This window comes from Halarchaeum acidiphilum MH1-52-1, from assembly GCF_000474235.1.
GTDB classification, from domain to species: domain Archaea; phylum Halobacteriota; class Halobacteria; order Halobacteriales; family Halobacteriaceae; genus Halarchaeum; species Halarchaeum acidiphilum.
This window is the reverse complement of record NZ_BATA01000002.1, coordinates 1-20980: the sequence shown is the minus strand read 5'-3', so window position 1 is coordinate 20980 and position 20980 is coordinate 1. Positions and strand designations below refer to the sequence as shown.

At 67.5% G+C, this 20980-nt stretch carries 15 protein-coding genes and 2 pseudogenes; 5 read left to right on the top strand and 12 right to left on the bottom strand.

Features of this window, described 5'->3' with window-relative positions; genetic code table 11:
- The first annotated feature begins 4 nt into the window (after positions 1 to 4).
- A complete protein-coding gene (locus AOZ13_RS00595) occupies positions 5 to 2122 on the top strand; it encodes a thioredoxin domain-containing protein (protein ID WP_021779524.1) in 2118 nt (705 codons plus the stop codon).
- A gap of 54 nt (positions 2123 to 2176) precedes the next feature.
- Here the strand turns inward: AOZ13_RS00595 and AOZ13_RS00590 are convergent, their stop codons facing one another.
- The 8 genes and pseudogenes from AOZ13_RS00590 to AOZ13_RS15830 all read right to left on the bottom strand — a co-directional run.
- The gene (locus AOZ13_RS00590) at positions 2177 to 2617 is read right to left on the bottom strand and encodes a metal-dependent transcriptional regulator (RefSeq protein WP_020221035.1); all 441 of its coding nucleotides are present in this window, start codon (positions 2615 to 2617) and stop codon (positions 2177 to 2179) included.
- A gap of 28 nt (positions 2618 to 2645) precedes the next feature.
- On the bottom strand, positions 2646 to 3137 hold the full coding sequence (locus tag AOZ13_RS00585) for a hypothetical protein (protein WP_020221036.1): 492 nt from the start codon (positions 3135 to 3137) through the stop codon (positions 2646 to 2648).
- Between the two features lie 130 nt (positions 3138 to 3267).
- The gene (gene sufD, locus AOZ13_RS00580; RefSeq protein ID WP_020221037.1) at positions 3268 to 4548 is read right to left on the bottom strand and encodes a Fe-S cluster assembly protein SufD; all 1281 of its coding nucleotides are present in this window, start codon (positions 4546 to 4548) and stop codon (positions 3268 to 3270) included.
- Between the two features lies 1 nt (position 4549).
- Entirely contained in the window at positions 4550 to 5977 is a 1428-nt protein-coding gene (gene sufB / locus AOZ13_RS00575; protein ID WP_020221038.1) for a Fe-S cluster assembly protein SufB, read from the bottom strand.
- Positions 5978 to 5989: 12 nt separating this feature from the next.
- Positions 5990 to 6897 (bottom strand): annotated as a pseudogene (locus AOZ13_RS00570) (ATP-binding cassette domain-containing protein).
- A gap of 110 nt (positions 6898 to 7007) precedes the next feature.
- Complete coding sequence (locus tag AOZ13_RS00565) at positions 7008 to 7601, bottom strand: DJ-1/PfpI family protein (protein WP_020221040.1); 594 nt, start codon at positions 7599 to 7601, stop codon at positions 7008 to 7010.
- Between the two features lie 53 nt (positions 7602 to 7654).
- Positions 7655 to 9517 (bottom strand): DNA polymerase domain-containing protein, encoded by a 1863-nt coding sequence (locus AOZ13_RS15835; protein WP_021779520.1) that lies wholly within the window; start codon positions 9515 to 9517, stop codon positions 7655 to 7657.
- A 257-nt stretch (positions 9518 to 9774) separates the two neighbouring features.
- Positions 9775 to 14118: pseudogene (locus AOZ13_RS15830) on the bottom strand (3'-5' exonuclease); the annotation flags it as partial.
- 150 nt (positions 14119 to 14268) lie between these two features.
- Between AOZ13_RS15830 and AOZ13_RS00550 the strand changes: the two are divergent.
- Genes AOZ13_RS00550 through AOZ13_RS00540 form a run of 3 tightly spaced genes read left to right on the top strand, consistent with a single transcriptional unit; the run spans position 14269 to position 15294 of the window.
- The gene (locus AOZ13_RS00550; protein WP_020221042.1) at positions 14269 to 14463 is read left to right on the top strand and encodes a DUF7331 family protein; all 195 of its coding nucleotides are present in this window, start codon (positions 14269 to 14271) and stop codon (positions 14461 to 14463) included.
- Between the two features lie 39 nt (positions 14464 to 14502).
- Entirely contained in the window at positions 14503 to 14823 is a 321-nt protein-coding gene (locus AOZ13_RS00545) for a DUF7322 domain-containing protein (protein ID WP_020221043.1), read from the top strand.
- A gap of 48 nt (positions 14824 to 14871) precedes the next feature.
- Positions 14872 to 15294, top strand: a complete 423-nt coding sequence (locus AOZ13_RS00540; protein ID WP_020222746.1) for a DUF7346 family protein — start codon at positions 14872 to 14874, stop codon at positions 15292 to 15294.
- A gap of 17 nt (positions 15295 to 15311) precedes the next feature.
- Here the strand turns inward: AOZ13_RS00540 and AOZ13_RS00535 are convergent, their stop codons facing one another.
- From AOZ13_RS00535 to AOZ13_RS00520, 4 genes are read right to left on the bottom strand one after another with little or no spacing between them, the layout of a single operon-like run.
- Positions 15312 to 15665 (bottom strand): hypothetical protein, encoded by a 354-nt coding sequence (locus AOZ13_RS00535; protein WP_020222745.1) that lies wholly within the window; start codon positions 15663 to 15665, stop codon positions 15312 to 15314.
- A gap of 52 nt (positions 15666 to 15717) precedes the next feature.
- Positions 15718 to 18402, bottom strand: coding sequence for a DNA double-strand break repair ATPase Rad50 (rad50, locus tag AOZ13_RS00530; RefSeq protein WP_021779518.1), 2685 nt, complete (start codon positions 18400 to 18402; stop codon positions 15718 to 15720).
- Positions 18399 to 19688 carry a DNA double-strand break repair protein Mre11 gene (gene mre11 / locus AOZ13_RS00525; protein WP_020220874.1) on the bottom strand — a complete coding sequence of 430 codons (1290 nt, stop codon included), beginning with the start codon at positions 19686 to 19688 and terminating at the stop codon, positions 18399 to 18401. The genes rad50 and mre11 overlap by 4 nt, the downstream gene beginning before the upstream one ends.
- Before the next feature lie 42 nt (positions 19689 to 19730).
- Complete coding sequence (locus AOZ13_RS00520; protein WP_020220873.1) at positions 19731 to 19985, bottom strand: MarR family transcriptional regulator; 255 nt, start codon at positions 19983 to 19985, stop codon at positions 19731 to 19733.
- A 135-nt stretch (positions 19986 to 20120) separates the two neighbouring features.
- Here AOZ13_RS00520 and AOZ13_RS00515 point away from each other — a divergent pair.
- On the top strand, positions 20121 to 20980 hold an 860-nt coding region (locus AOZ13_RS00515; RefSeq protein ID WP_049933630.1), incomplete at its 3' end, for an AAA family ATPase.

The window sequence follows — 20980 nt, the reverse complement described above, 5'->3', positions numbered from 1 at the left end:
ACGTATGACCGACCCGACGGACCGCAACCGCCTCGATTCGGAGGCGAGTCCGTACCTCCAGCAGCACGCGGACAACCCCGTCAACTGGCAGCCGTGGGACGACGCGGCGTTCGAGGCCGCCGCGGAACGCGACGTGCCGGTCTTCCTCTCGATCGGCTACTCGGCGTGCCACTGGTGTCACGTGATGGCCGAGGAGTCCTTCGAGGACGAGGACGTCGCCGCCTCCCTCAACGAGCACTTCGTCCCCGTGAAAGTCGACCGGGAGGAGCGCCCGGACGTGGACGACCTCTACATGACCGTCGCGCAGTTGGCGACGGGCGGGGGCGGGTGGCCGCTCTCCGTCTGGCTCACCCCCGATAAGCGTCCGTTCTACGTCGGGACGTACTTCCCGCGCGAGGCGAGCGGGAACCAACCCGGATTCCTCGACGTCCTGCGCTCGCTCCACGAGCGCTGGGAGGCGGAGCGCGAGGCTGTCGAGGAGCGCGCCGACCAGTGGACGAGCGCCCTGCGGGGCGAAGTCGAATCCGTCCCGGATGCTCGCGAGGAACCACCGGGGAGCGACGTCCTCGACGCCGCCGCGTCCGCGGCCGTCGAGCGCGCCGACCGCGAACGCGGCGGGTGGGGAACGGACCAGAAGTTCCCCCAGCCCGGCCGGCTCCACGTCCTCCTGCGCGCGGCCGCTCGCGGCGACGACGAGGCGCGCGCCGTCGCGACGGAGACGCTGGACGCGATGGCGAACGGCGGCCTCTACGACCAGCTCGGCGGCGGCTTTCACCGCTACTGCGTCGACCGCGAGTGGACGGTGCCGCACTTCGAGAAGATGCTCTACGACAACGCCGAACTCCCGCGCGCGTACCTCGCCGCGTTCCAGCTCACCGGCGACGCGCGCTATCGCGACGTCGCGTGCGGCGCGCTCGACTTCGTCGCCGACGAACTCGCCCACCCCGACGGGGGCTTTTACAGCACGCTCGACGCCCGCAGCGAGGGCGAGGAGGGGACATTCTACGTCTGGACGCTCGACGAAGTGAGCGACGCCGTCGGGGACCCCGCGGACGCGACCGTCTTCGGCGCGTACTACGGCGTGACGCAGGACGGGAACTTCGAGGGGAGCACGGTGCTCACGCGCCGCCGCGACCTCGCCGACGTCGCCGACGACCTCGGAATGGACGAGTCGGAGGCCCGCGAGCGCCTCGAACGCGCCCGCGAACGGGTCCGAGACGCGCGGACCGAACGCGAGCGCCCGGCACGCGACGAGAAAGTCATCGGCGCGTGGAACGGTCTCGCGATACGGGCGTTCGCCGAGGCCGGTCTCGTCTGCGACGAACGGTACGCGGAGCGCGCCGTCGACGCCCTCGACTTCGTCCGCGAACACCTCTGGGACGCGGACGCAGCGCGCCTCTCGCGCCGGTACGCCGAGGGCGAGGCGACGGGCGAGGGCTACCTCGAAGACTACGCCTTCCTCGCGGCGGGCGCGCTCGCGACGTACGAGGCGACGGGCGAGTCCCGGCACCTCGCGTTCGCGTGCGATCTCGCGGACGCGCTCGTCGCCGAGCACTGGGACGAGAATTCGGAGACGCTCTACTTCACACCGGCGAGCGGCGAGGATCTCCTCGCTCGTCCGCAGGAACTCGCCGACCGCTCGACGCCCTCGTCGACCGGCGTCGCCGTGAGCGTCCTCGACGCCCTCGCGGCGTTCCGGCCGGAGCGCGCGTATCGGGAGGTCGCGGACGCCGTGCTCGCGACACATGCCGAGACGGTGGAGAACCGCCCGCTCACGCACCCGTCGCTCGCGCTCGCCGCCGCGACGCGCGAACGCGGTCGCCTCGAAATCACCGTCGCGGCGGACGAGATCCCGGGAGAGTGGCGCGACGCCATCGCGTCGCGATACCTCCCCGACCGCCTCCTCTCGCGCCGCCCGCCGACGGCAGACGGACTCGACACGCGGCTCGACGCGCTCGGGCTGGACGAGGCGCCGCCGATCTGGGCCGGACGGGAGGCGCGTGGCGACGACGCGACCACCGGCGACGGCACGCCGACCGCCTACGTCTGCCGGCGCGCGTGCTCGCCGCCGGTGACGAGCACGGACGAACTGATCGAGTGGGTGACGTCCGACTCGCCGTGAACGGCGCGGTTCGCCCCCTCGCAGAGAGACGGGTCTCGACTCCGCGAAGATTCGTCAGTCGCTGGCTTCGACTTCGCCGAGTTCCTCGACGAGGTGCGAGCAGGCGTCGGCTTCGGCGTCGAAACAGTTCGGACAGTCGGGTTCGCGCTCGATGATCATGTCGAGGCGGTCGGCGACCGTCTCGTCGATGACGGCCTCGAGTTGGCCGGCCTCCCCCCTGTAATCCTCGACTTCGAGGACGTTCGCGAGGAAGCGTTCGAGGACGCAGTAGGTCGCGAGCGCGTCCCGCGCGCGAGTCTCGCCGGCGTCGGTGAGCGTCGCGCCCTTGTACTTCTCATGGACGAGCAGGTCGCGATCCGCGAGCTTGCCCACCATCTCGTTGACGGACGCGGGGCTGACGCCGAGCCGATCGGCGAGCGCGCCGGTCGACGCCGGACCCTCCTCGATCTGCTGGACGAGGAAGACGGCCTTCAGGTACTGGTCTGCGGTGTTCACGATGCGTCCTCCGTCGTCGTGTCGTGTTTCATGCGCGTGACTCCATGAGTGCAGCGACCGCCTCGACGCCCTCGGCCTCCGCTTCGCGGATCTCCCGGAGCGTCGAGAGCAGCGTTTCCCGCTCGATACCGAACGTCACGTCGCTCGCCTCGACGGCTTCGATGAGATCGTCGTAGAACTTGTACGCCGTCTCCTCGCCGTTCAGCTGGTCGTAGAGGATGCCGTCGAAGTCGTTGGGTCCCGTCCGGGCGTACTGCTCTCTGACGAGCGCCCCGACGTCGATCGCGGCCTCCTCATCGCCGTCAAGCCGACTGACGAGTTCTTCGAGGCGCTCGCGATGCTCCGCTGACTCCTCGCGTGCCTCCTGAAGGAGGTCCTCGACGCGCTCGTCGCGCTCCTCGTCGGGCAGGCGCTGGTAGTGCTCGTACGCGCGCGCCTCGACGACCTCCTCCAGCACGATGCCGATCTGGAGGAGGCGGGCGAGCTGCCCGTCGGACTCCACCCGCGAGGCGACGCTCACGGTGTTCCCTCTCGGTGTGCTCCCGATCGCATATCACTCCGTATGGGGAGCGAGCACCTAAGCGCTTTCACCGACGGGCGACGACCCGAGAGAAGAGGAGAACGGCCGAGAAAGTAGACGGCCCGAGACGTCAGTCTCGGAGACGCTCGTGGATGCGCTCCTCGAGGTCCTCGCGGAGTTCCGCGACCTCGACCTCCTCGAGGACGGGGACGAAGAAGCCCTCGACGAGCATGTTCTCCGCCGTCTCCGGGGGCACCGCGCGCCCCTCCATGTAGAAGAGGTCCTCCTGATCGATCTGGCCGACCGTCGCGGAGTGGGAGGCCTCCGTGTCGTGGTTGTTGATGATGAGCTTCGGCGACGCGTCCGCCTCGGACTCATCGGAGAGCATCAGCGTGTTCTCACGCTGGTAGGAGTTCGTGTCCCACGCGTCCGCGCCGACGTCCTGCACGCCCTCGTAGACCGAGCGCGACACGTCGTCGATGACGCCGCGCGTCACGAGGTCCGCGGTGGTGTGCTCGGCGCGATGCCAGACCTTCGAGTCGAGATCGAAGTGCTGGTCGTCGTGCCCGAAGAACGCGCCGACGATCTTCGACTCCGAGGAGTCGCCCTCGAGCAGGGTGGAGACCTCGGTCTTCGTCAGACGAGAGCCGAGGTTGCCCTCGATCCAGTTGACCGTGGCGTAGGTGTCGGTGACGCCGCGCTTCAGCGTGTAATTGTACGTGGTCTGATCGAAGTCCTGCAGCGAGCCGTACTGGACGTACGAGTTCTCGCCGGCGGCGACCTCGACGATACCGGAGTAGTAGCGCTCCTCGCTCTCGGGAGCGTCCTCGCTGCTCGCGGTTTCACCGCTCGCACGGTTCGAGGCGCTTCGCGCCTCGTGGCCAGTATCCTGCCGTTCGAGGATGGTGACGGAGGCGTTCTGCTCGGTGACGACGAGCGTGTAGTTGAACAGCGAGCGCCCGTTCATCGTCGTCCGGATCTTCACGTCCTCCGCGTCGACCTGTGAGGGGACGTAGACGACGGTCCCGGTCGTGAACAGCGCCGTGGAGAGCGCGGTCAGGCGGTTCTCCTGCGGATCGACGACGCTCCCGAAGTGCTCCTTCACGAGCGCTTCGAGGTCGTCGTCGTTCAGCGCCTCGTGGAACGGGACGACGGTCGCCTCCTCAGCCACGACCCAGTCCTTCTCTTCGGTCTGGTCGAACGGCGCGACGAGGTCCTCGAAGTCGAGGTCCGCGAGGTTCGTCCACGTTCGGCCCGGCGTCTGGATGACGTCCGGATAGTCGAGGTCGGAGAGCGCCTCGAGCGCGTCGAGGCGCGTCGCGCGGAGCCACTTCGGCTCGTCGCGCTCCTCGGCGATGCGCTCGACCGTCTCCACGTCGATGCCCGCGCTGAAGTGTGTTGCCTCGCTCATGTTACCCGAGACTCCCCTCCATCTCGAGCTCGATGAGGCGGTTGAGTTCGACCGCGTACTCGATCGGCAGTTCCTCCGTGATCGGCTCGATGAACCCGGCGACGATCATCTGCTTCGCGTCGTCGTCGTCCAGCCCGCGCGACTGGAGGTAGAAGACGTCCTCGTCGCCGATCTTCCCCACCGTTGCCTCGTGAGCGACGTCCACCTTCGACTCGTTGATCTCCATGTACGGCATGGTGTCGCTGGTGGATTCGTTGTCGAACATCAGCGCGTCGCACTCGACGGACGTGCTGGAGTCCTCGGCGCCGTCCGCGATGTGGACGAGACCGCGGTAGTTCGTCCGGCCGCCGTCCTTGCTGATGGACTTCGACTCGATGGTGGACTTCGTGTCGGGCGCGTTGTGGTAGACCTTCGCGCCGGTGTCGATGTCCTGCCCGTCGCCCGCGAACGCGATCGTGATGTGGTTGTCCGTCGCGCCGCGCCCCTTCAGGATCGAGCAGGGGTAGAGCATCGTGGCCTTCGATCCCATGCTCCCGGAGATCCACTCCATCGTGCCGTTCTCCTCGACGATGGCCCGCTTCGTGTTGAGGTTGAACGTGTTCTTCGACCAGTTCTGGACGGTCGAATACTGCACGTGGGCGTCCTCCTTCACGAAGACCTCGACGCCACCCGAGTGGAGGTTGTGCGTGCCGTACTTCGGCGCGCTACAGCCCTCGATGTAGTGGACTTCGCTACCGGGTTCGGCGATGATGAGCGTGTGCTCGAACTGGCCCATCCCCTCCGAGTTCATGCGGAAGTAGGCCTGCACCGGCATCTCGACCGTCACGTCCTCGGGGATGTAGACGAACGAGCCGCCGCTCCAGACGGCGCCGTGGAGCGCCGCGAACTTGTTGTCGGAGGCGGGGACGCAGTTCGTCATGAAGTGCTCTTTGACGATCTCCTCGTGCTCCTGAACCGCCTCGTCCATGTTGCAGAAGACCACGCCCTTCTCCTCCCAGCGCTCCTGCATGTTCTGGTAGACGACCTCGGACTCGTACTGCGCGCCGACGCCCGAAAGCGCCTGCCGCTCGGCCTCCGGAATGCCGAGCTTCTCGAAGGTGTCCTGAATGTCGTCCGGGAGGTCCTCCCAGTTCTCCGCGCCGCCGCGGGTCTCGACGTCGGGTCGGATGTACGGGACGATCTCCTCGACGTCGAGTTCGGAGAGATCGGGCTGGCCCGGCCAGTCCGTCGGCATCGGCATCTTCTGGTACTGCTTGAGCGCGCGCAGACGGCGCTCGAGCATCCATTCCGGTTCGTCCTTGTCCTCGGAGATGAGCCGGATGGTCTCCTCGGTGAGACCCTTCCCGGACTCGAAGGCCGAGTGCTCCTCTTTCTTGAACTCGAAGCGCGCCTCGGTGTCCGTCTCCTGTAGGTTCTCTTCTGAACTCATTGCGTTGGTGGTTTAAGCCGCGTTGTAGACTTGCTCGCGCACCCAGTCGTACCCCTTGTCCTCGAGCTCGGCCGCGAGCTCGGGACCGCCCTCCTTGACGATTTCGCCGTCGAGCATGATGTGGACGGTGTCGGGTTCGACGTAGTCGAGGATGCGCTGGTAGTGCGTGATCTGCAGGACGCCCGTGCCCTGCTCGTCGCGGAGGGCGTTGATGCCGTCCGCGACGTCCTGAAGGCGGTCGATGTCGAGCCCGGAGTCGATCTCGTCGAGCACCGCGATGGTCGGCTCGAGGATGGCCGCCTGCAGGACCTCGTTCTGTTTCTTCTCACCGCCGGAGAAGCCGGCGTTGAGGTAGCGCTGTGCGAACTTCGCGTCCATGTCGAGGAGGTCCATCTTCTCCTCGAGGAGCGACTGGAACTCCGCGACGCCGACCTCGCCCTCGTCGGCGGGACCCTCCATCGGGGAGGACTCGTAGCCGGCTTCCTCCTCCTCTTCGTTCTCCTCGCCCTCGCCGAAGAGGAGTTCGTCGCGCTCCTCGATCTTCGCGTTCAGCGCCGTGCGGAGGAAGTTCGTCATCGTGATACCCTCGATCTCCGCCGGGTACTGGAACGCGAGGAAGACGCCGAGCGCGGCGCGCTCGTTCGGCTCCAGTTCGAGGAGGTTCCACGTGCGGGCGTCCTCGGGGATCTCCTCGACGTCGTCGAAGTCGTCCGCTTCGAGGTGGAGGAGGATCTCGCCCTCGGTGACGTCGTAGGCCGGGTGGCCGGCGATGACCTTCGACGTCGTGGACTTCCCGCTCCCGTTGGGTCCCATCAGGCGTGGATCTCACCGGAGGAGACCTCCAGATCGACGCCGTGGAGGATTTGCTCGTCCCCCTCGGCGACTTCTGCGTGAACGTTCTTGAGCTCGATCGTAGCCATTGGTTAGGTCGTTCGTAACAACGCCCGCGCGCGGGATTAAGGTTCGGAACCGACCCCCTCTAATTCGTAGATGAGAAAAACGTTTTTCGATTACGGAAACCGTCGGTGGGTCAGTCGTCCGCCGACGCCGCCGCGCCCTCGTGCTCGATCCGGTCGCCGAGCACGTCGAGGAACTGCGCGATCCACTCGGCGTTGTCCGACCAGTCCCGCGCCGTCACGAGGTTTCCGTCCGTCGTCACCTCGTCCACCCACGTACACCCCGCGGCCTCGCACTCGGGGCGCACCGCCGGATAGCTCGTCAGCTCGTAGCCGTCGAGGACGCCCGCGGCCGCGAGCACCTGCGGGCCGTGACAGAGCGTCGCGACTGGCTTCTCCGCCTCGAAGAAGTGCCGGACGGTCTCCAAGACGATTTCGTGCGTCCGGAGGTACTCGGGCGCTCGCCCACCCGGTACGACGAGCGCGTCGTAGTCCGCCGGGTCGACGTCCGCCATCGTCGCGGTGAGCGCGAAGTCGTGCCCCCGTTCTTCGAGGTACGTCTGGTCCCCCCGGAAGTCGTGGACGGCCGTCTTCACCGTCTCCCCGGCCTCCCTGTCGGGACAGACCGCGTCGACCTCGTGGCCGACCGCCCGCAGGGCCTGAAACGGCACCATCGTCTCGTAGTCCTCCGTGAAGTCGCCGGCGATCAGCAGAATGCGCTTTCCCATGGATCTCACCCGCGAGGACGTAGGCGCGCCGACGGCTTAGCTCTTCGTCCGATTCACATATAGGATCCGAGACCTGTCTGCGTCTGCCCGCTCTCGACCTCGTCCCACGAGACGCCGAGCGCCTCCGTGATCCGCTCGATCGGGCCTTTCAGGGTCTTCTCCAGCATCGTCTCCCAGTCCACCTCGAAGGCGTCGGGAATCTGGTCGGCGTACTCGTAGCAGATCACGTCCGGGTCGCGCTTGAACTCGATGTAGAGCGGGTCCTCGACGAGGTCCGGGTGCTCCTCCTCCATCTCGCGGAAGAATTCGGGATGCACCTTCTTCAAGTAGAGGCGTTTCGGCTTCGACCCGCGCTGGAAGTTCGTCCCCAAGAGGAGGTTCGCGTACTTCGCGCCGCGCACTTGGGCGGTGTCCGTGTCGTAGTTGTCGAGGCGCTTCCCGATGCCGCCCGGGATGCCGACGTCGTCGAGGTCGACGTTGCCGTCACGGAAGTCCTCCACGACGTCGTGGACGTACTCCTTCACGTCGTCGGTGTCCTCCCCGTGGACGATCATGTCGATCACCTGCTTCTGGACGTCTTTGGTGATCGGCGCGATGTCCGACCGCTTGTACTCGAAGCCCGTGATGTCGATGTCGTCGACGTCCTTCCCCTCCTTCCAGACGATGTGGCCGGCGTAGCGTTTCTTCTTGCCCGCCTGGAAGAAGCGCCGGTAGAGCTTCTCGAACTCGATCTCGAAGTGGTGGACGGCCGCGTCGAGTTCTTCGAGCGCGAAGACGTCGTAGCGGTCGTTGATGTACTCGGCGATGTCGAAGGACTGCTCGATGGCCTCCTCCTTCTCGACGTCGCCGCCGAGTTCCAGCATCACGGAGTCGGTGTTGTGGAGGACGATACCACCGAGTGCGTCCACGAAGTTCTCGTTGTCTGCGACGCTCAGATCGTAGACGTAGCCGTCGTGTTCGACGGTGGTGAGTACCGGGTCGCGGCCGCCACGGTACGAGTCGCAGGTCCGGACCGTATAGGAGCCCTTGCCGTCGCGGTATTTCAGTGAATGTTTCTTCCCGCGCTGGGTGAGGAGCATCGAGAGCCCCGCGGCAAGTTCGCGACTCGTCGTCTCGAAGTCGAAGTTCCGCGCCGCGTACCCCTCGGAGTACGGGAACTCGCGCGAGCCGTCGCCCTCGACGAGTACGTCGAGGAAGAGGGCCTGCAGGTCGTCGTCGAGGTGGTAGACGAACGACGGGATGCGCGTCCTATGCGAGGTCTGGCCGGCGAACTCCCGGAAGAACACGGCAGAGAGCTCGTTCATCATCTGGAGTTTGAGCGTTCGGTCGTCGTAGGTCGCGGACTCCGCGCCGGACTCAGTCTCGTACTCGAGCGCCCGCTCGTCACGCGAGTCGCTCGCGATGATGCTCGCCTCCGCGTTCTCGAAGAGCCGGTGGTAGTCGTCCTCTAGCTGCTCGATCCACTCGCGGCGGGATTCCGCGATGCTCGCGCCGAACTTCCCGTCCGCGGTCTCGACCGTCGAGGCACTTCCCTCGGGGACGTACGCGCCGAGGAGACGGACGAGCGCCGCGCCGTCCTCGCTCGCGAGGTCGATGTGACGTTGGACCGTGACGGTCGAGTCGAGGTCACCGTAGTGTTCGTGTCCGAACCAGACGGACTCGTCGTCGGCGTAGACGCGCTTCGTCTTCACCGTCGATCCACCGGTCCCGCGGCCGTCCTCGTACTCGCGTTCGTACCCCCGAAGGACCTCGTAGACGTCGATCTCTGTGACGGTTCCGGCGTCGGGCATGTCGGGAACGCGGAGGGGCTCGTCGACGTCGGCAGGGACGGCTTCTTCGAGACCGTCCGCTCCGTCGACCACGTAGGAGTGGTCGCGGGTCGTCGTAGACTCACCGAACTCGTGCTGCAGTTTCACGACCGGCTCGTCCGTCTCGTGGCGAATTGCCTGCTCGATTGGCTTCCATTCGGTCTCGCCGTCGTCGTTCAGCGAGAGGCGTCCCAGCCGTCGAGCGTTCGACGGTCCTTCCCGACGGACGCGCTCGTGACCGGCCCGCCGTCGGCGGTGACGAGAACGTTCTCCGACCGCGCCGCTCGCTCGAACAGCTCCGCTATCGGTGTGATACGGACGCGACCCTCGGGGTCGCGGACGACGACCGGTCGGTCGCCCGTGACGCTGTCCCCGTAGGCGATTTCGTAGTCGAGTTCGCCCGCGGCGTCGGCGGTGAACTCGATAACGTCCCGTCCCGTTGCCGTGACCGCCGCGCCCATCTCCTTGTCGTAGAGCCGGAAACGCTCCCATCCGAGGACGCCATATAAGGACTGACCGACGAACTGGAATTTCCCGTTCCGACCGGCGAGAAGCGTGTGGTTGTCCTCGACGGTGACGCAGTAGACGCCGTCCTCGGCCGTACTCGTTCCGCCGCTCCGGTGCATCCGGAAGGAGTTCTTCGCTCCCTCGGTGCAGTAGATCCGACACGACCCGCCGTCGCGGTCGTAGCTCGCCGTCTCCCCGAGGTGCGCACAGAGCCGGAGGACGTCGTCGCGGAGCCGGTCGCTCGACGTCGTGTAGCGCCACGAGTTCGCCTGTCGGTCGCCGTCGCCGGCGACGAGCGTGTCGAGGAAGCGCCGCTTCTGCCGCTCGCTCGCGTCGAAGACGAACTCGGGAATCCGCTTCTCGGAGCTGTTCTCGCCGCACAGCGCTTCGAGAAGGTCGCCGAGGAGCCGCGAGGTGACCTGATACGCGCGGTCGTCGACGTAGTAGTCGAAGCCCATCCGGTCGAGGAGCGCCCCGACCCGGGCGTGGTCGTCCGTTTCGCCGCCGTCTGCGACGGCGTCCTGCGCGATCGTGACCGTCGTCGCGGAGCCGCGGGAGTTCTCGCCGAACCGCTCATCTTCGGACGTGTGGACGGTCCCCTCCGTGACGTACCACGCCAGCAGGTCGAGGAAGTCGTCGCCGTCGTACGTGCGCGGAATCCACTTCCGGCCGGACTCGCGGTGGACGAAGCCGGTCTCGCAGACGGACTCGACGTACTCGCGGTGCGCCTCGAACTCCTCGGCCGTGAAGACGTAGCCGGTCTGTCCGACGTCCGCTTTCGGCACGCGCCGCGGCGTCCAGCCGAGCTCAGACGTGAACGTCTGGCCGTGGACGGAGGGGCGGACCCACACCTCGTAGTCGCCCTCGACGTGCTCCGTGAGGTCGACCTCCTCGATGGGGTCGCCGTGCGCCATCGACCAGTCGTGGGGAATCTCGTAGTGCGACGAGGGGTTCAGGTCGCCGGCCTCGACGAACCGGTAGTCGTCCCACGACGCGCCGTTCGCGTCGTCCTGCCGGACGAGCATTCGGTGGTTCGGCGTGACGCTGAAGTCGATCTCGCTCGTCTCGACGTCGACGAGGTCGCCGCGATAGTCGGGGTACGCCTGCGTCTCCACGACCGGCTTCTCCTCCAGTCGCATCGTCTCCGGGTCGAGCGAGTAGACGGTGTCGCCGACGTCGAGGTCGCGGATGTTCCGCACGCCGTCGGGCGTGAGGACGTCCGTGTCCGGCGTGAAGCAGTTCATGATGACCTTCACGGCGGCCTGCTGGCGGTCGTAGCGCTCGTACTCGTTCGTCCCGGGGTCGTGCTCGCTACGCAGACCCTTCTTTTCCTCGCGCTCGTTTAACGTCTCCTCGATGATCTCGCGGATGATGCCGTCCGGCTCCTCCCGGAAGTGCGTCCCGTTGGGCGCGTGGAAGGTGTCACCGTCGTAGCTCTGTGGGTCCACTTTCGTCTCCGGCGACGCGTTGATCGTCCGCATCGCCATGGGATAGAGGGATTGCCCGACCCACTGGAAGTGACCGTTCCGGCCGGCGAGGACGACGTGGTTGTCAGCGGCGGTGACGCAGTGGACGTCCCCGTCGTGGTCCTCGACGGACGCGTTGGCGCTCTTGTTGAACGACCCGCGCTTCCCGATAGAGACGTACCACGTTCCATCGGACTGCTTCGTCACCGTCGGCTTGTGCCCACAACGGACTGCCAGCTGAACGAATCCCTCCTTCAGCGGGTCGCTCTTCGTCCAAAGCTCACTCACCGTACTCTCGTCACCGGCGGTGCCATCGCCCGCGATCATCGTCCGAAGGAGACGGTCGAGAAGCGTCGAATCCAACTCGAACACCCCCTCCGGGAGCCGTTTGTTCGCGTACCCCTCCCCGCAGTTCTCGGAGAGCCATTCGAGGAGGTAGCGATTCGAGACGTTGACACCGCGGTCGTCGAGATTGTAGTTGATCCCCATCCGGTCGAGGAGGTCGCGGATCGCCGTCCGTCCGGACTCGTCGTCCTGATGGAGCGTGAATCGACCGTTCTCACGGTCGGTGCTGCCCTCCGTCACGTACCACCCGACGAGTTCGAGCCAGTCCGCCATCTCGAAGGAGAGCGGCGTCTCCCGGTGTTGCCGGTCGTACTTGAGGAAGACGTGATCGGAGAACTCCCGGATACGCGTTTCGTGTTCGCGGAAGACGTCGATGGGAACGAGATACTTCCCCGTCTTCTCCATCTCGAGAGCCTGTGCGGAGCCGTGTACGAGCGTGAGGGACTCGGTGACGGTGTCCGGCATCGCGGCGCGGAACACGCGAAGGTCGTCGTCGGAGTAGACGACGGCGTATCCGTCGTCGACGTCGTTGTAGAGGTCGAACGTCTCGACCGCGTCCCCGTCCATGGGTTCGTGCGACGGGAACGCGTACCGCTGTGCGTCAGCGAGGTTTCGGTACTCCGTGAACTCGAAATCGTCCGGCGTCTGTTCGTCCCACCGCCGTTTACTCGACGCGAGGAAGCGATGGTTCTCCGTGACTTTGAGGTCGTGTGTGGTCCCGCTCAGGTGGTGGAGTTCGCCGTACTTGTTCGGGTAGTGGTGGGTTTGCTCGACCGGCTTCACCTCGCACTCGAACGTCTCGGGATTCAGGGTGTAGACCGGATCGCCGACGTCGACGTCAGTGATGTTCCGGACGCCGTCGGGCGTGAGCAGGTCGGTATCGCCGCTGAAGCACTTCAGGTCGAGCACCGTCACGTTCTCCTTGACGCCCGTGATCGGGTCGAAGACCGCGCCGCCCTCGTAGTCCTCCGACTCCTGTCGGCCCTTCGATGGGAGCGCGAAGCGCCCGTGGGCCTTGTGGAGGACGTAGACGTCCACCGCGTCGCCGGGCGTCGTCGCGTCCTCGAGCTTGCAGCCGACGAAGGAAGCGACCTCCTCCCAGAAGTCGATGACGTCCTGCTTGCGGTCGATCTCGACGCAGAGCTCGACGTCGCGCACGTTGTACTCCAAGAGGCGCTCGGGGTCGTCCTCCCAGAGGTCGCCGATGTCGCCCGCGTAGCGCTCCTTCCCGACGCCGAGTTCGGTCTCACCGACCGCGTCGAGTCGGTACGAATCGAGTTCGGAGAACTGCGTGCGCTGATAGGCGTAGAGGAGGTCGAAGACGACGCGGCCCTTGACGTTCGGGCCCTGCCAATCGGAGCGCCACACCTCGTTCACGCGCGAAAGACGGTTGTAGTCGAGGTCGCGGTCGGTGTGCGGGTTCAGCTCCTCGAGGCGGTCGATGAAGTACGGCGCGTCGAAATCCTCGAAATTCCAACCAGTCATGCAATCTGGATCGGTCTCGATGACATAGTCGAGGAACGCCTCCAGCATCGCCGCCTCCTCCTCGAAGACACGGACGTCGATGTCGGCGCCCGACTCCTCGTCGAGCAGGTCGTAGCCCGAGAGGTCGTCGGGGGCGGGCGCGTCGCCCTCGTTGTCGGTCTGGAGCCACGCGACGTACTCGTCGCGATAGCTGTCGTGACTGGAGAGACAGACGATCGGCTCCTCGCCCTCCTCGGGGAAGCCGTTGCGGTCGTCGACCTCGATGTCGAAGGTGGTCACGCGGAGGTCGGCCTCGGCCTCGACGGGTTCGACCTCGTCGTGGCGGACGACGAGCGCACCGTCGCTCTCGGCGCGGCGGGCGGGCACTCGGATTCCGCTGTTGACGTCCTTGTCGATGAGGAAGCGGTTGGGGAAGAGGATGTCCGCCTCGTAGTGGTCGTACTCGTCGCGGATGTTCCCGACGTCCCGCGGCGTGCGCCCGTAGATCTTCGTGAGGTCGTCGCCGCGGATGGACTCGTAGCCCGCCTCGTGGCCGGTGATGACGTCCTTCGCGAGGTCCTCCTCGTCGAGCGAGTCGGTGGGGGCGTAGAAGTACGGCCGGAAGCCGTGGACGCGGACGTGCTCGACGTCGTTCCTGCTCGTGCGGCCGAAGACGTGGATGACGGGACGTTCGCGCTCGCCGGACCCCTCGACGGTGTAGTCGACCTGCGTCACCATTAGATCGAGAGTGGCGTCGACGTCGGGGAGCGCACCGGATTCGGCGTCGAACACCTCGCTGACGACGGGGTCGTCGTCGCCGGCGACGTACCGCGCCTCCTCGTCGGGCCGCGGGGACGCGTCCGCGCCGTCCCCGCCGTCGGCGGCGTCCGATCCGGACGAGAAGTCGGTGAGACTCGCGTTACTCATTGCACACCACTTGCGTCCGCGTTCCTAAGAAGGCCGCGCCTTCGCCGCTATGCGTCCTCCGGCGACGCGAAAATCGATCGACGGAGCCGCGACGACTCGGCCGAACGGGGGAAAGGTATATACCGTGGTACGCCATACCATAGGTCAGAGGTGAACGACGTGTCCGACAACGCCACGCAGGACGACGAGCGCGGGAACCACGTACCCCAGCTCCCCGAAGGCGACGACCCCCGAGACGGTATCGAGACGTACGACACCACGGACGGGGTCGTGCTCTACGACTCGGAGAACCCCCTCGCGTGGCTGAAGGCGACGCACGCGGTCCCCCTCGGGGACCAGCGCTAACTAGCAACGCTCTTTACTCTCGGTACCGCTCTCCCGTTCGTGTTCGACTCGCTGAAGCCCGCGAGCCCCGCCTCGGAGGACGAGGCGGACGAGGACGAGTCCGCCGACGTCGATCTGAGCGATCCGCTTCAGCGCCAGTTCGTCTATCTCGTCGTCGTGTTCAACCTCGCCGTCCTCGCGGCCGCGCTCGGACTGCTGTTCCTCTACTTCCGCGGCCGCCTCGTCCTCGGCGGCGGTCTCGCGATCGTGGGCTTCGCCGGTCTCGCCTACGGACTCTACACCTATCGCGGCGTCCAGCGCGCCATCGACGCCGGCGTCCACGACGACGCGGACGACGCGGACGACGACGCGGCGGAGTGAGCCGCCGCGGGCGACACGGCTAACCGCGCGGCGCGCCACGTCACGGCCATGCGCACCGTCCGCGACGGCGACGACCACACCTACTTGCTCGTGAAGCGATCGGCGGAGAGTAGCCGCGTCCGCGATCCGGAGACGGGCGCGGAGGAGTACCTACCGAACGAGGAACTGGAGCCAGCGGACGGAACGGACCCGCTCGAAGCCGCCGCGCGCGCCGTCCCCGAGCACACGAGACGGGTCCTCACCGTCGCGCGGAGCGAGCGCTCGCTCGGTCTCCTCTGCGAACTCCACGAACGCGGACCCCTACCCGTACGAACCGTCCTCTCGGAGTACGACCTCTGCGAGAGCGACGTCCACGGTCTCTTCACGGAGTTCCGCGCGGCCGGTCTCGTCGCGGAGGCGGACGTACACGGCGAGCGCGGGTACGAACTCACCGACGCGGGCGAACGGGGCGTCGCGGCACTACGGGAGTAGGTCGCGTTCCAGAAGCGCTACGCGCCCCGCCCCGTGTAGTGCTCGCGGGCGCCGACGAGCACGAATCCGACGCCGACGAGCAGGAGAGCACCGCGGAGGAGCCCGCCGGGGAGACTGACCCCGAAGTCGTCCGCGTACGAAGCGAGCGCGCAGAGCGCGGTGCCGACGAGCGTGGCGGCCGCCGCATTCGCACCCTCCCGTCGCTTCCGCCACGCGAGCGCGAGCACACCGGCGACGATGAGGACGCCACCAACGGTATCGAGCGGCCACGGCGTGTCGAAGACGACGTCCGCGACGGTCGCGACGAGACCGACGGCGGCAGAGCCGACGGTGGCGACCGTCAGCGGACGAGGCGGGCCGTCGTCGCTCACACCTGCCACAGAGACGGCTCGTGGAAAAGCGTTGTCCTGCTCTGCGCCGCTCTCAGTCCAGCGTCGCGGCGGCCTCCGCCTCGACGCCCGTGGAGACGTGCGAGCGATTCGAGGTGGCGTCCTTCTCGACGTGCAGGAGGTCGTCCGCCGCGCCGACGAGTTCGTCGTCGTGGCTGACGACGAGGATCTGCTCGACGCCGAGGTCGCGCATCGACTCCACGAGATCGACGAGCCGCGAGACGTGCCCCGAGTCGAGGAACACCGTGGGTTCGTCGAGGATGAGCGGCGGGAGCGGGGCGGCCCCCTCGATGCCCTCCGCGAGCAGGCGATAGATCGCGCAGCGCAGCGAGAGGTTGAACAGCGCGCGCTCGCCGCCCGAGAGCTGGTCGGGCTTGAGTTCCTCGCCGTCCTTCTGATAGACGGTGAGTTCGTAGCTCCCGTCGAGTTCGAGACGCGCGTAGGAGTCGTTGCCGTAGACGAGATCGAACGTCTCGTTCAGGAGGCGTTCGAGCTTCTCGACGTTCCGCTGGCGTAGCTCCCCCCGGAGATCGCCGTACATCGCCTCGAGCGCTTCGGTCTCGCCGACGAGACCGTCGAGGGCGTCGACGCGTTCGCGCACGGCGTCCCGCTTCTCGCGGAGGTCTTCGAGCGTCTCGATGTCGTTCTCGACGGCGCCGATCCGCCCGCGGAGATCGCTGCGCTCCTCGTCGAGGTCGTCGAGTTTCGCCTCGACCTGTTCGAGGTAGTCCTCGGCGCGGTCCCCCTCGTTGCGGGCCTCGGCGAGGCGCTCCTCGTCGAACTCGCCTTCGAGGGCGCGCTTGCGCTCGCGGGCCTCGGCGAGGCGCTCGCGGCGCTCGTCGTTCAGCTCTGCGAGGCTCTCGCGGCGCTCGCGCGCGTTCGACAGCTCGCGCGCGGCGCTCTCGCGATCGGAGAGCGCGTCCGCGAGGTCGTCGAGCGTCCCGATACGCTCCTTCAGCTCGGCGATACGGCCGTTCAGCTCCCCGAGCCGGCTGCGGGCCTCGTCGGCCGCGTTCTCGGCGTCCGCGGCGGCCTCGCGGGCGGCGTCCGCGCGCTCCTCGTTCTCTGCGGCCTCCTCGCGCTTCGCCTCGGCCTCCCCGCGCTTCGACTCGACGGTATCGGCGTGGCCGTCGCGAAGCTCGGCGAGATCCCGCCGACGCGATTCGAGGCGGTCGAGGTCGCTCTCCGCGTCGACGAGGGCGTCGGCGCGGTCCACGCGCTCCGCCAGATCGGCCGTCTCCTCGCGGACGGATTCGAGGGCGGCTTCGAGGTCCGCGACGGCGTCGCGGCGCTCGTCGAGCGCGTCCACGTGCGGCGACCCATCGACCGGCTGGCCACACTCCGGGCATTTGCCGGCCTCCCGGAGGGTCTCGGCCTCCGCGAGGGCCGCGCGCGCGGCCTGCAAGTCGCCCTTGACGTCGGACTCGCGCTCGCGGACGTCGTCGAGGTCCGCGCGCAGCGACTCGCGGTACGACTCGGCCTCGCCGACGTCCACGGGCGCGTCGGCGAACGCCTCGCGCGTCGCCTCGCGCTCCGCCTCGACGTCCTCGATGCGGGCCTCGGCGTCCGCGACCCGCTCGGCGGCTTCGCGAGCCTCCCCGTCGAGTTCGGCCGCCCGCTCGCGCGCGTCCTCCGCGCGCTCCGCGTACTCCGCGGCGCGCTCGCGTTCCGCCTCCGCCTCGCTCGCGTGCGTCTGGATCGTCGTCCGGCAGTCGCCGTGCTCGTCCTGCACGTCGTCGCGCTCCTCGGCGACGTCGGCGCGGCGCTCGCGCACCGCCTCCACGGCCACCGTCCCCGGGTCGGCGTCGAGGTCGGTGTCCGCGAGCAGGTCGGCGACGCGCTCGTCTAGGTCTTCGACGCGCTCGCGGGCGTCCGCGACGGTCTCCGACAGCGCCTCGCGCTCGCGTTCGGTCTCCGTGACGGTCTCCTTCAGATCGGCGATCGTCGCCTCGACGTCGTCGAGTTCCGCGCGTTTCTCCGCGTACTGCTCGATGACGCGCTCCGCGTCTTCCTTCGTCTGCTCGGCCGTCTCGCGGTTCGATTCGAACTCGTCGATGTCCGCCTCGACCGACGAAAGCTCCGTCCGGAGGGCGTTCAGCTCGGCGTGGAGGTCGCGATCCTCGTACTCGGTGATCTGCTCGGCGAGTGAGTCGAGGCGTTCCGCCTGCGCGTCGCGGACGGCCTGCACGCCGCGGCGGGCGTCCCGAGCGCGCCCGCGATACGCCTCCAGCTTGCCGAGTTGGAGCAGGTCGTCGATCACGTCCTGTCGCTCGCTCGGGGAGGCGTTGATGAGTTCGTTCACCTCGCCCTGCCGGACGTACGCGCAGTTGACGAAGGCGTCCGCGTCCATCCGCAGGAGATCGACGACGTAGCCGCGGACGTCGCGGGCGCCCTCGACGGTGTCGTCGGGCGTCTCCAGCGTGCAGTCGGCCGTGCTCGCCCGATCGCCCGTGTGGCGGACGCGCCGGTGGAGGTGGAAGGACGCGCCGGCGTGCGTGAACCAGAGGTCGACCTCGGCTTCCTCCGCGCCGATCGTGACGACCTCGTCGAGCGTCCGATCGAGCGGCGTCGCCCCGTAGAGCGCGAAGAAACACGCCTCCAAGAGCGAGGACTTCCCGCTCCCGTTGAGACCGTGGATGACCGTCACACCGGAGCCGAGCGAGACGTCCGCGTCCTCGTAGCACTTGAAGTTCCGGAGGCGGAGGCGATCGACCCTCACCGGTAGTTCTCCATGGTGGTCGCCGACGAATCGCGCTCGACGTCATCGGCGTCTGGTTCGGCGACGCCACCGGATTCGGCGCCGATCGCGGGATCGTGGTCCGTGTCGCTGCCGTTCTCGTCGCCGTCGCGGGCGGCCTCGAAGACCCCGAGATCGCCGTCGTCGACGATCGACTCGACGCGCGCTTTCACCTCGTCGCGCACGTTCGAATCGGCGATCTCGCTCCCGCGGACGGCCTCGTCGATGCCGCGGGCGGCCTCGCTCAGGCCGAGGTCGCGGACGCGCTCGCGGACGGCCTCGTCGGGGTCCGCGAACGAGACCTCGTAGTCGGCGTCGACGTTCACCTCGCGGCGGTCGGTCACCCGCGTCACGAGCGCCCCGCGTTCGTCGCCGTAGCGCTCGATATCGGCGGGCGTGACCTCGCCGCCCTCGCCCTCGATCGTGACGACGACGACGGCGTCCGCGACGGACTCCTCGCGGACGCGCTCGCGGACGCGCTCCTCGCCCTCGGATCCGCCGAGTTCGAGGTCGATGAAGACGAAGTCGCGAGTGTCGAGCCCGCGCCGACTGATCGTCACGCCGTCGCCGGTGTCGCCGCCCGCTTCGCCCCGCTCGGCGTCACCGGCGTCGAGCGTCACGACGTTGTACCCGCGGGGGTCGCGTTCGCTCGCGCTCGCGCGCTCCGTCGAACCGCAGTAGGTCGCCCACGTGCCGTCGAGACGGACGGTGTCGGGCGTGTGGTCGTCGCCGAGGAGGACGGCGTCGAACGCGACGTTCGACTCGTCGAGCACGGCTTCGAGGTCCCACGTCCCGTGCGGGAAGGGCTGGAAGAGACCGTGAGAGACGAGCGCGGTGTGGGCGGCGTCGCGTTCCGTGAAGTCGTAGTCGAGGGCGTCGCGCTTCGACTCGGGGACGTAGTCGAGTCCGTAGAGGACCGTGTCGCCGACGCGTCGCCCCTCGAAGTCGAGGCGTTCTGCGAGACCGAGCGTCTCGAAGAGGTCGAGCCACTGGGCGTGGCGAGTGCCCTCGTGGTTGCCGACGACGGCGAGGAAGGGGATGCCCGCGTCGGAGAGCGGCCGGAGGACCTCGATGGTGCCCATGAGGTCTTCGAGACCGGGCGTCCGGTCGTGGTAGAGGTCGCCGGCGTGGACGACGGCGTCGACGTCGTCCGCGATGGCGTCCTCGACGACCCGCCGGAAGGCGTCGAGGAAGTCCTGCCGGCGCTCGGGGGAGTGGTACTGGCGGTACCCGAGGTGGGTGTCCCCCGTGTGGATGACCTTCGTCATGTACTCGGATTGGCCGTTCGGGCGTAAGTATGCAGCGTCGATCTACTCCGCGAGGGCGAGCGCGTAGATGCGCTTGCGCGCGTCGGTGAAGGAGAAACGGGAGTCGACGACTCCCTCCTCGTCGAGTCGATTCAACGCGTATCGGACGGTTCTGGCCGGGAGAAGGGTCTCCTCGGCGAGCTCGCTCTGCGTGAGCGTCCCCTCGTACTCCAGCACCTTCGCGACGAGCTTCGCGCTCGGCGGGAGATCGCGCAGGCGCTCGACGGTGTCCTCATCGGCGGTCCGGATCGCGCTCATGCACGACGCTTCGGAATACTTTGTGATAATATTTACTCTCTTGGGACATTACTGTGGGGAATCATCCGGGACCGAACGAGACGTGTGGGTGAACCACCCGAAGCCTCTTATGAACTAGCGCCCTAGCGGTGAGCGATGAGTGACACCGTCGACGACGTCGAACTCCCGTACGAGGAGGGGGCGCCTCAGCAGGAGAAGATCGAGGCCCTCCGGGAGCGCCTCGACGTCCTCGAGGAGCAAAACGAGGAGATGCGCGACGAGCTCCTCGACGCGAACGCCGAGAACAACAAGTACCAGCAGAAGCTCGAACGCCTCACCCACGAGAACAAGAAGCTCAAGCAGTCCCCGCTGTTCGTCGCCACGGTCCAAGAGATGAACGACCGCGGAGCGATCATCAAGCAGCACGGGAACAATCAGGAGGCGCTCACGGAGATCACGGGTGAACTCCGCGACGACCTCGAACCCGGCGCGCGCGTCGCCGTCAACAACAGCCTCTCGATCGTGAAGCGGCTGAACGACGAGGCCGACGTCCGCGCGCAGGTCATGCAGGTCGAGGAGTCGCCGTCGGTCGGCTACGAGGACATCGGCGGTCTCACCGAGCAGCTCCGCGAAGTCCGCGAGACCGTCGAACTCCCGATGGAGAACCCCGATCTCTTCGGGGACGTCGGCATCCAGCCGCCGAGCGGCGTTCTTCTGTATGGTCCGCCCGGCACGGGGAAGACGATGATGGCGAAGGCCGTCGCCGCCCAGACGGACGCGACGTTCATCAAGATGGCCGGCAGCGAACTCGTCCACAAGTTCATCGGCGAGGGCGCGAAGCTCGTTCGCGATCTCTTTCAGGTCGCCCGCGATCACGAGCCGGCCGTCGTCTTCATCGACGAGATCGACGCCATCGCCTCGAAGCGCACGGACTCGAAGACGTCGGGCGACGCCGAAGTCCAGCGCACGATGATGCAGCTCCTCTCGGAGATGGACGGCTTCGACGAGCGCGGCGA

Excerpts from the sequence above, each read along its gene's own strand:
- AOZ13_RS00595 (WP_021779524.1), top strand. The coding sequence starts at position 5 with ATGACCGACCCGACGGACCGCAACCGCCTCGATTCGGAGGCGAGTCCG.
- sufD (WP_020221037.1), bottom strand. The coding sequence starts at position 4,548 with ATGAGCGAGGCAACACACTTCAGCGCGGGCATCGACGTGGAGACGGTC.
- sufB (WP_020221038.1), bottom strand. The coding sequence starts at position 5,977 with ATGAGTTCAGAAGAGAACCTACAGGAGACGGACACCGAGGCGCGCTTC.
- AOZ13_RS00565 (WP_020221040.1), bottom strand. The coding sequence starts at position 7,601 with ATGGGAAAGCGCATTCTGCTGATCGCCGGCGACTTCACGGAGGACTAC.
- AOZ13_RS00540 (WP_020222746.1), top strand. The coding sequence starts at position 14,872 with ATGCGCACCGTCCGCGACGGCGACGACCACACCTACTTGCTCGTGAAG.
- mre11 (WP_020220874.1), bottom strand. The coding sequence starts at position 19,688 with ATGACGAAGGTCATCCACACGGGGGACACCCACCTCGGGTACCGCCAG.
- AOZ13_RS00520 (WP_020220873.1), bottom strand. The coding sequence starts at position 19,985 with ATGAGCGCGATCCGGACCGCCGATGAGGACACCGTCGAGCGCCTGCGC.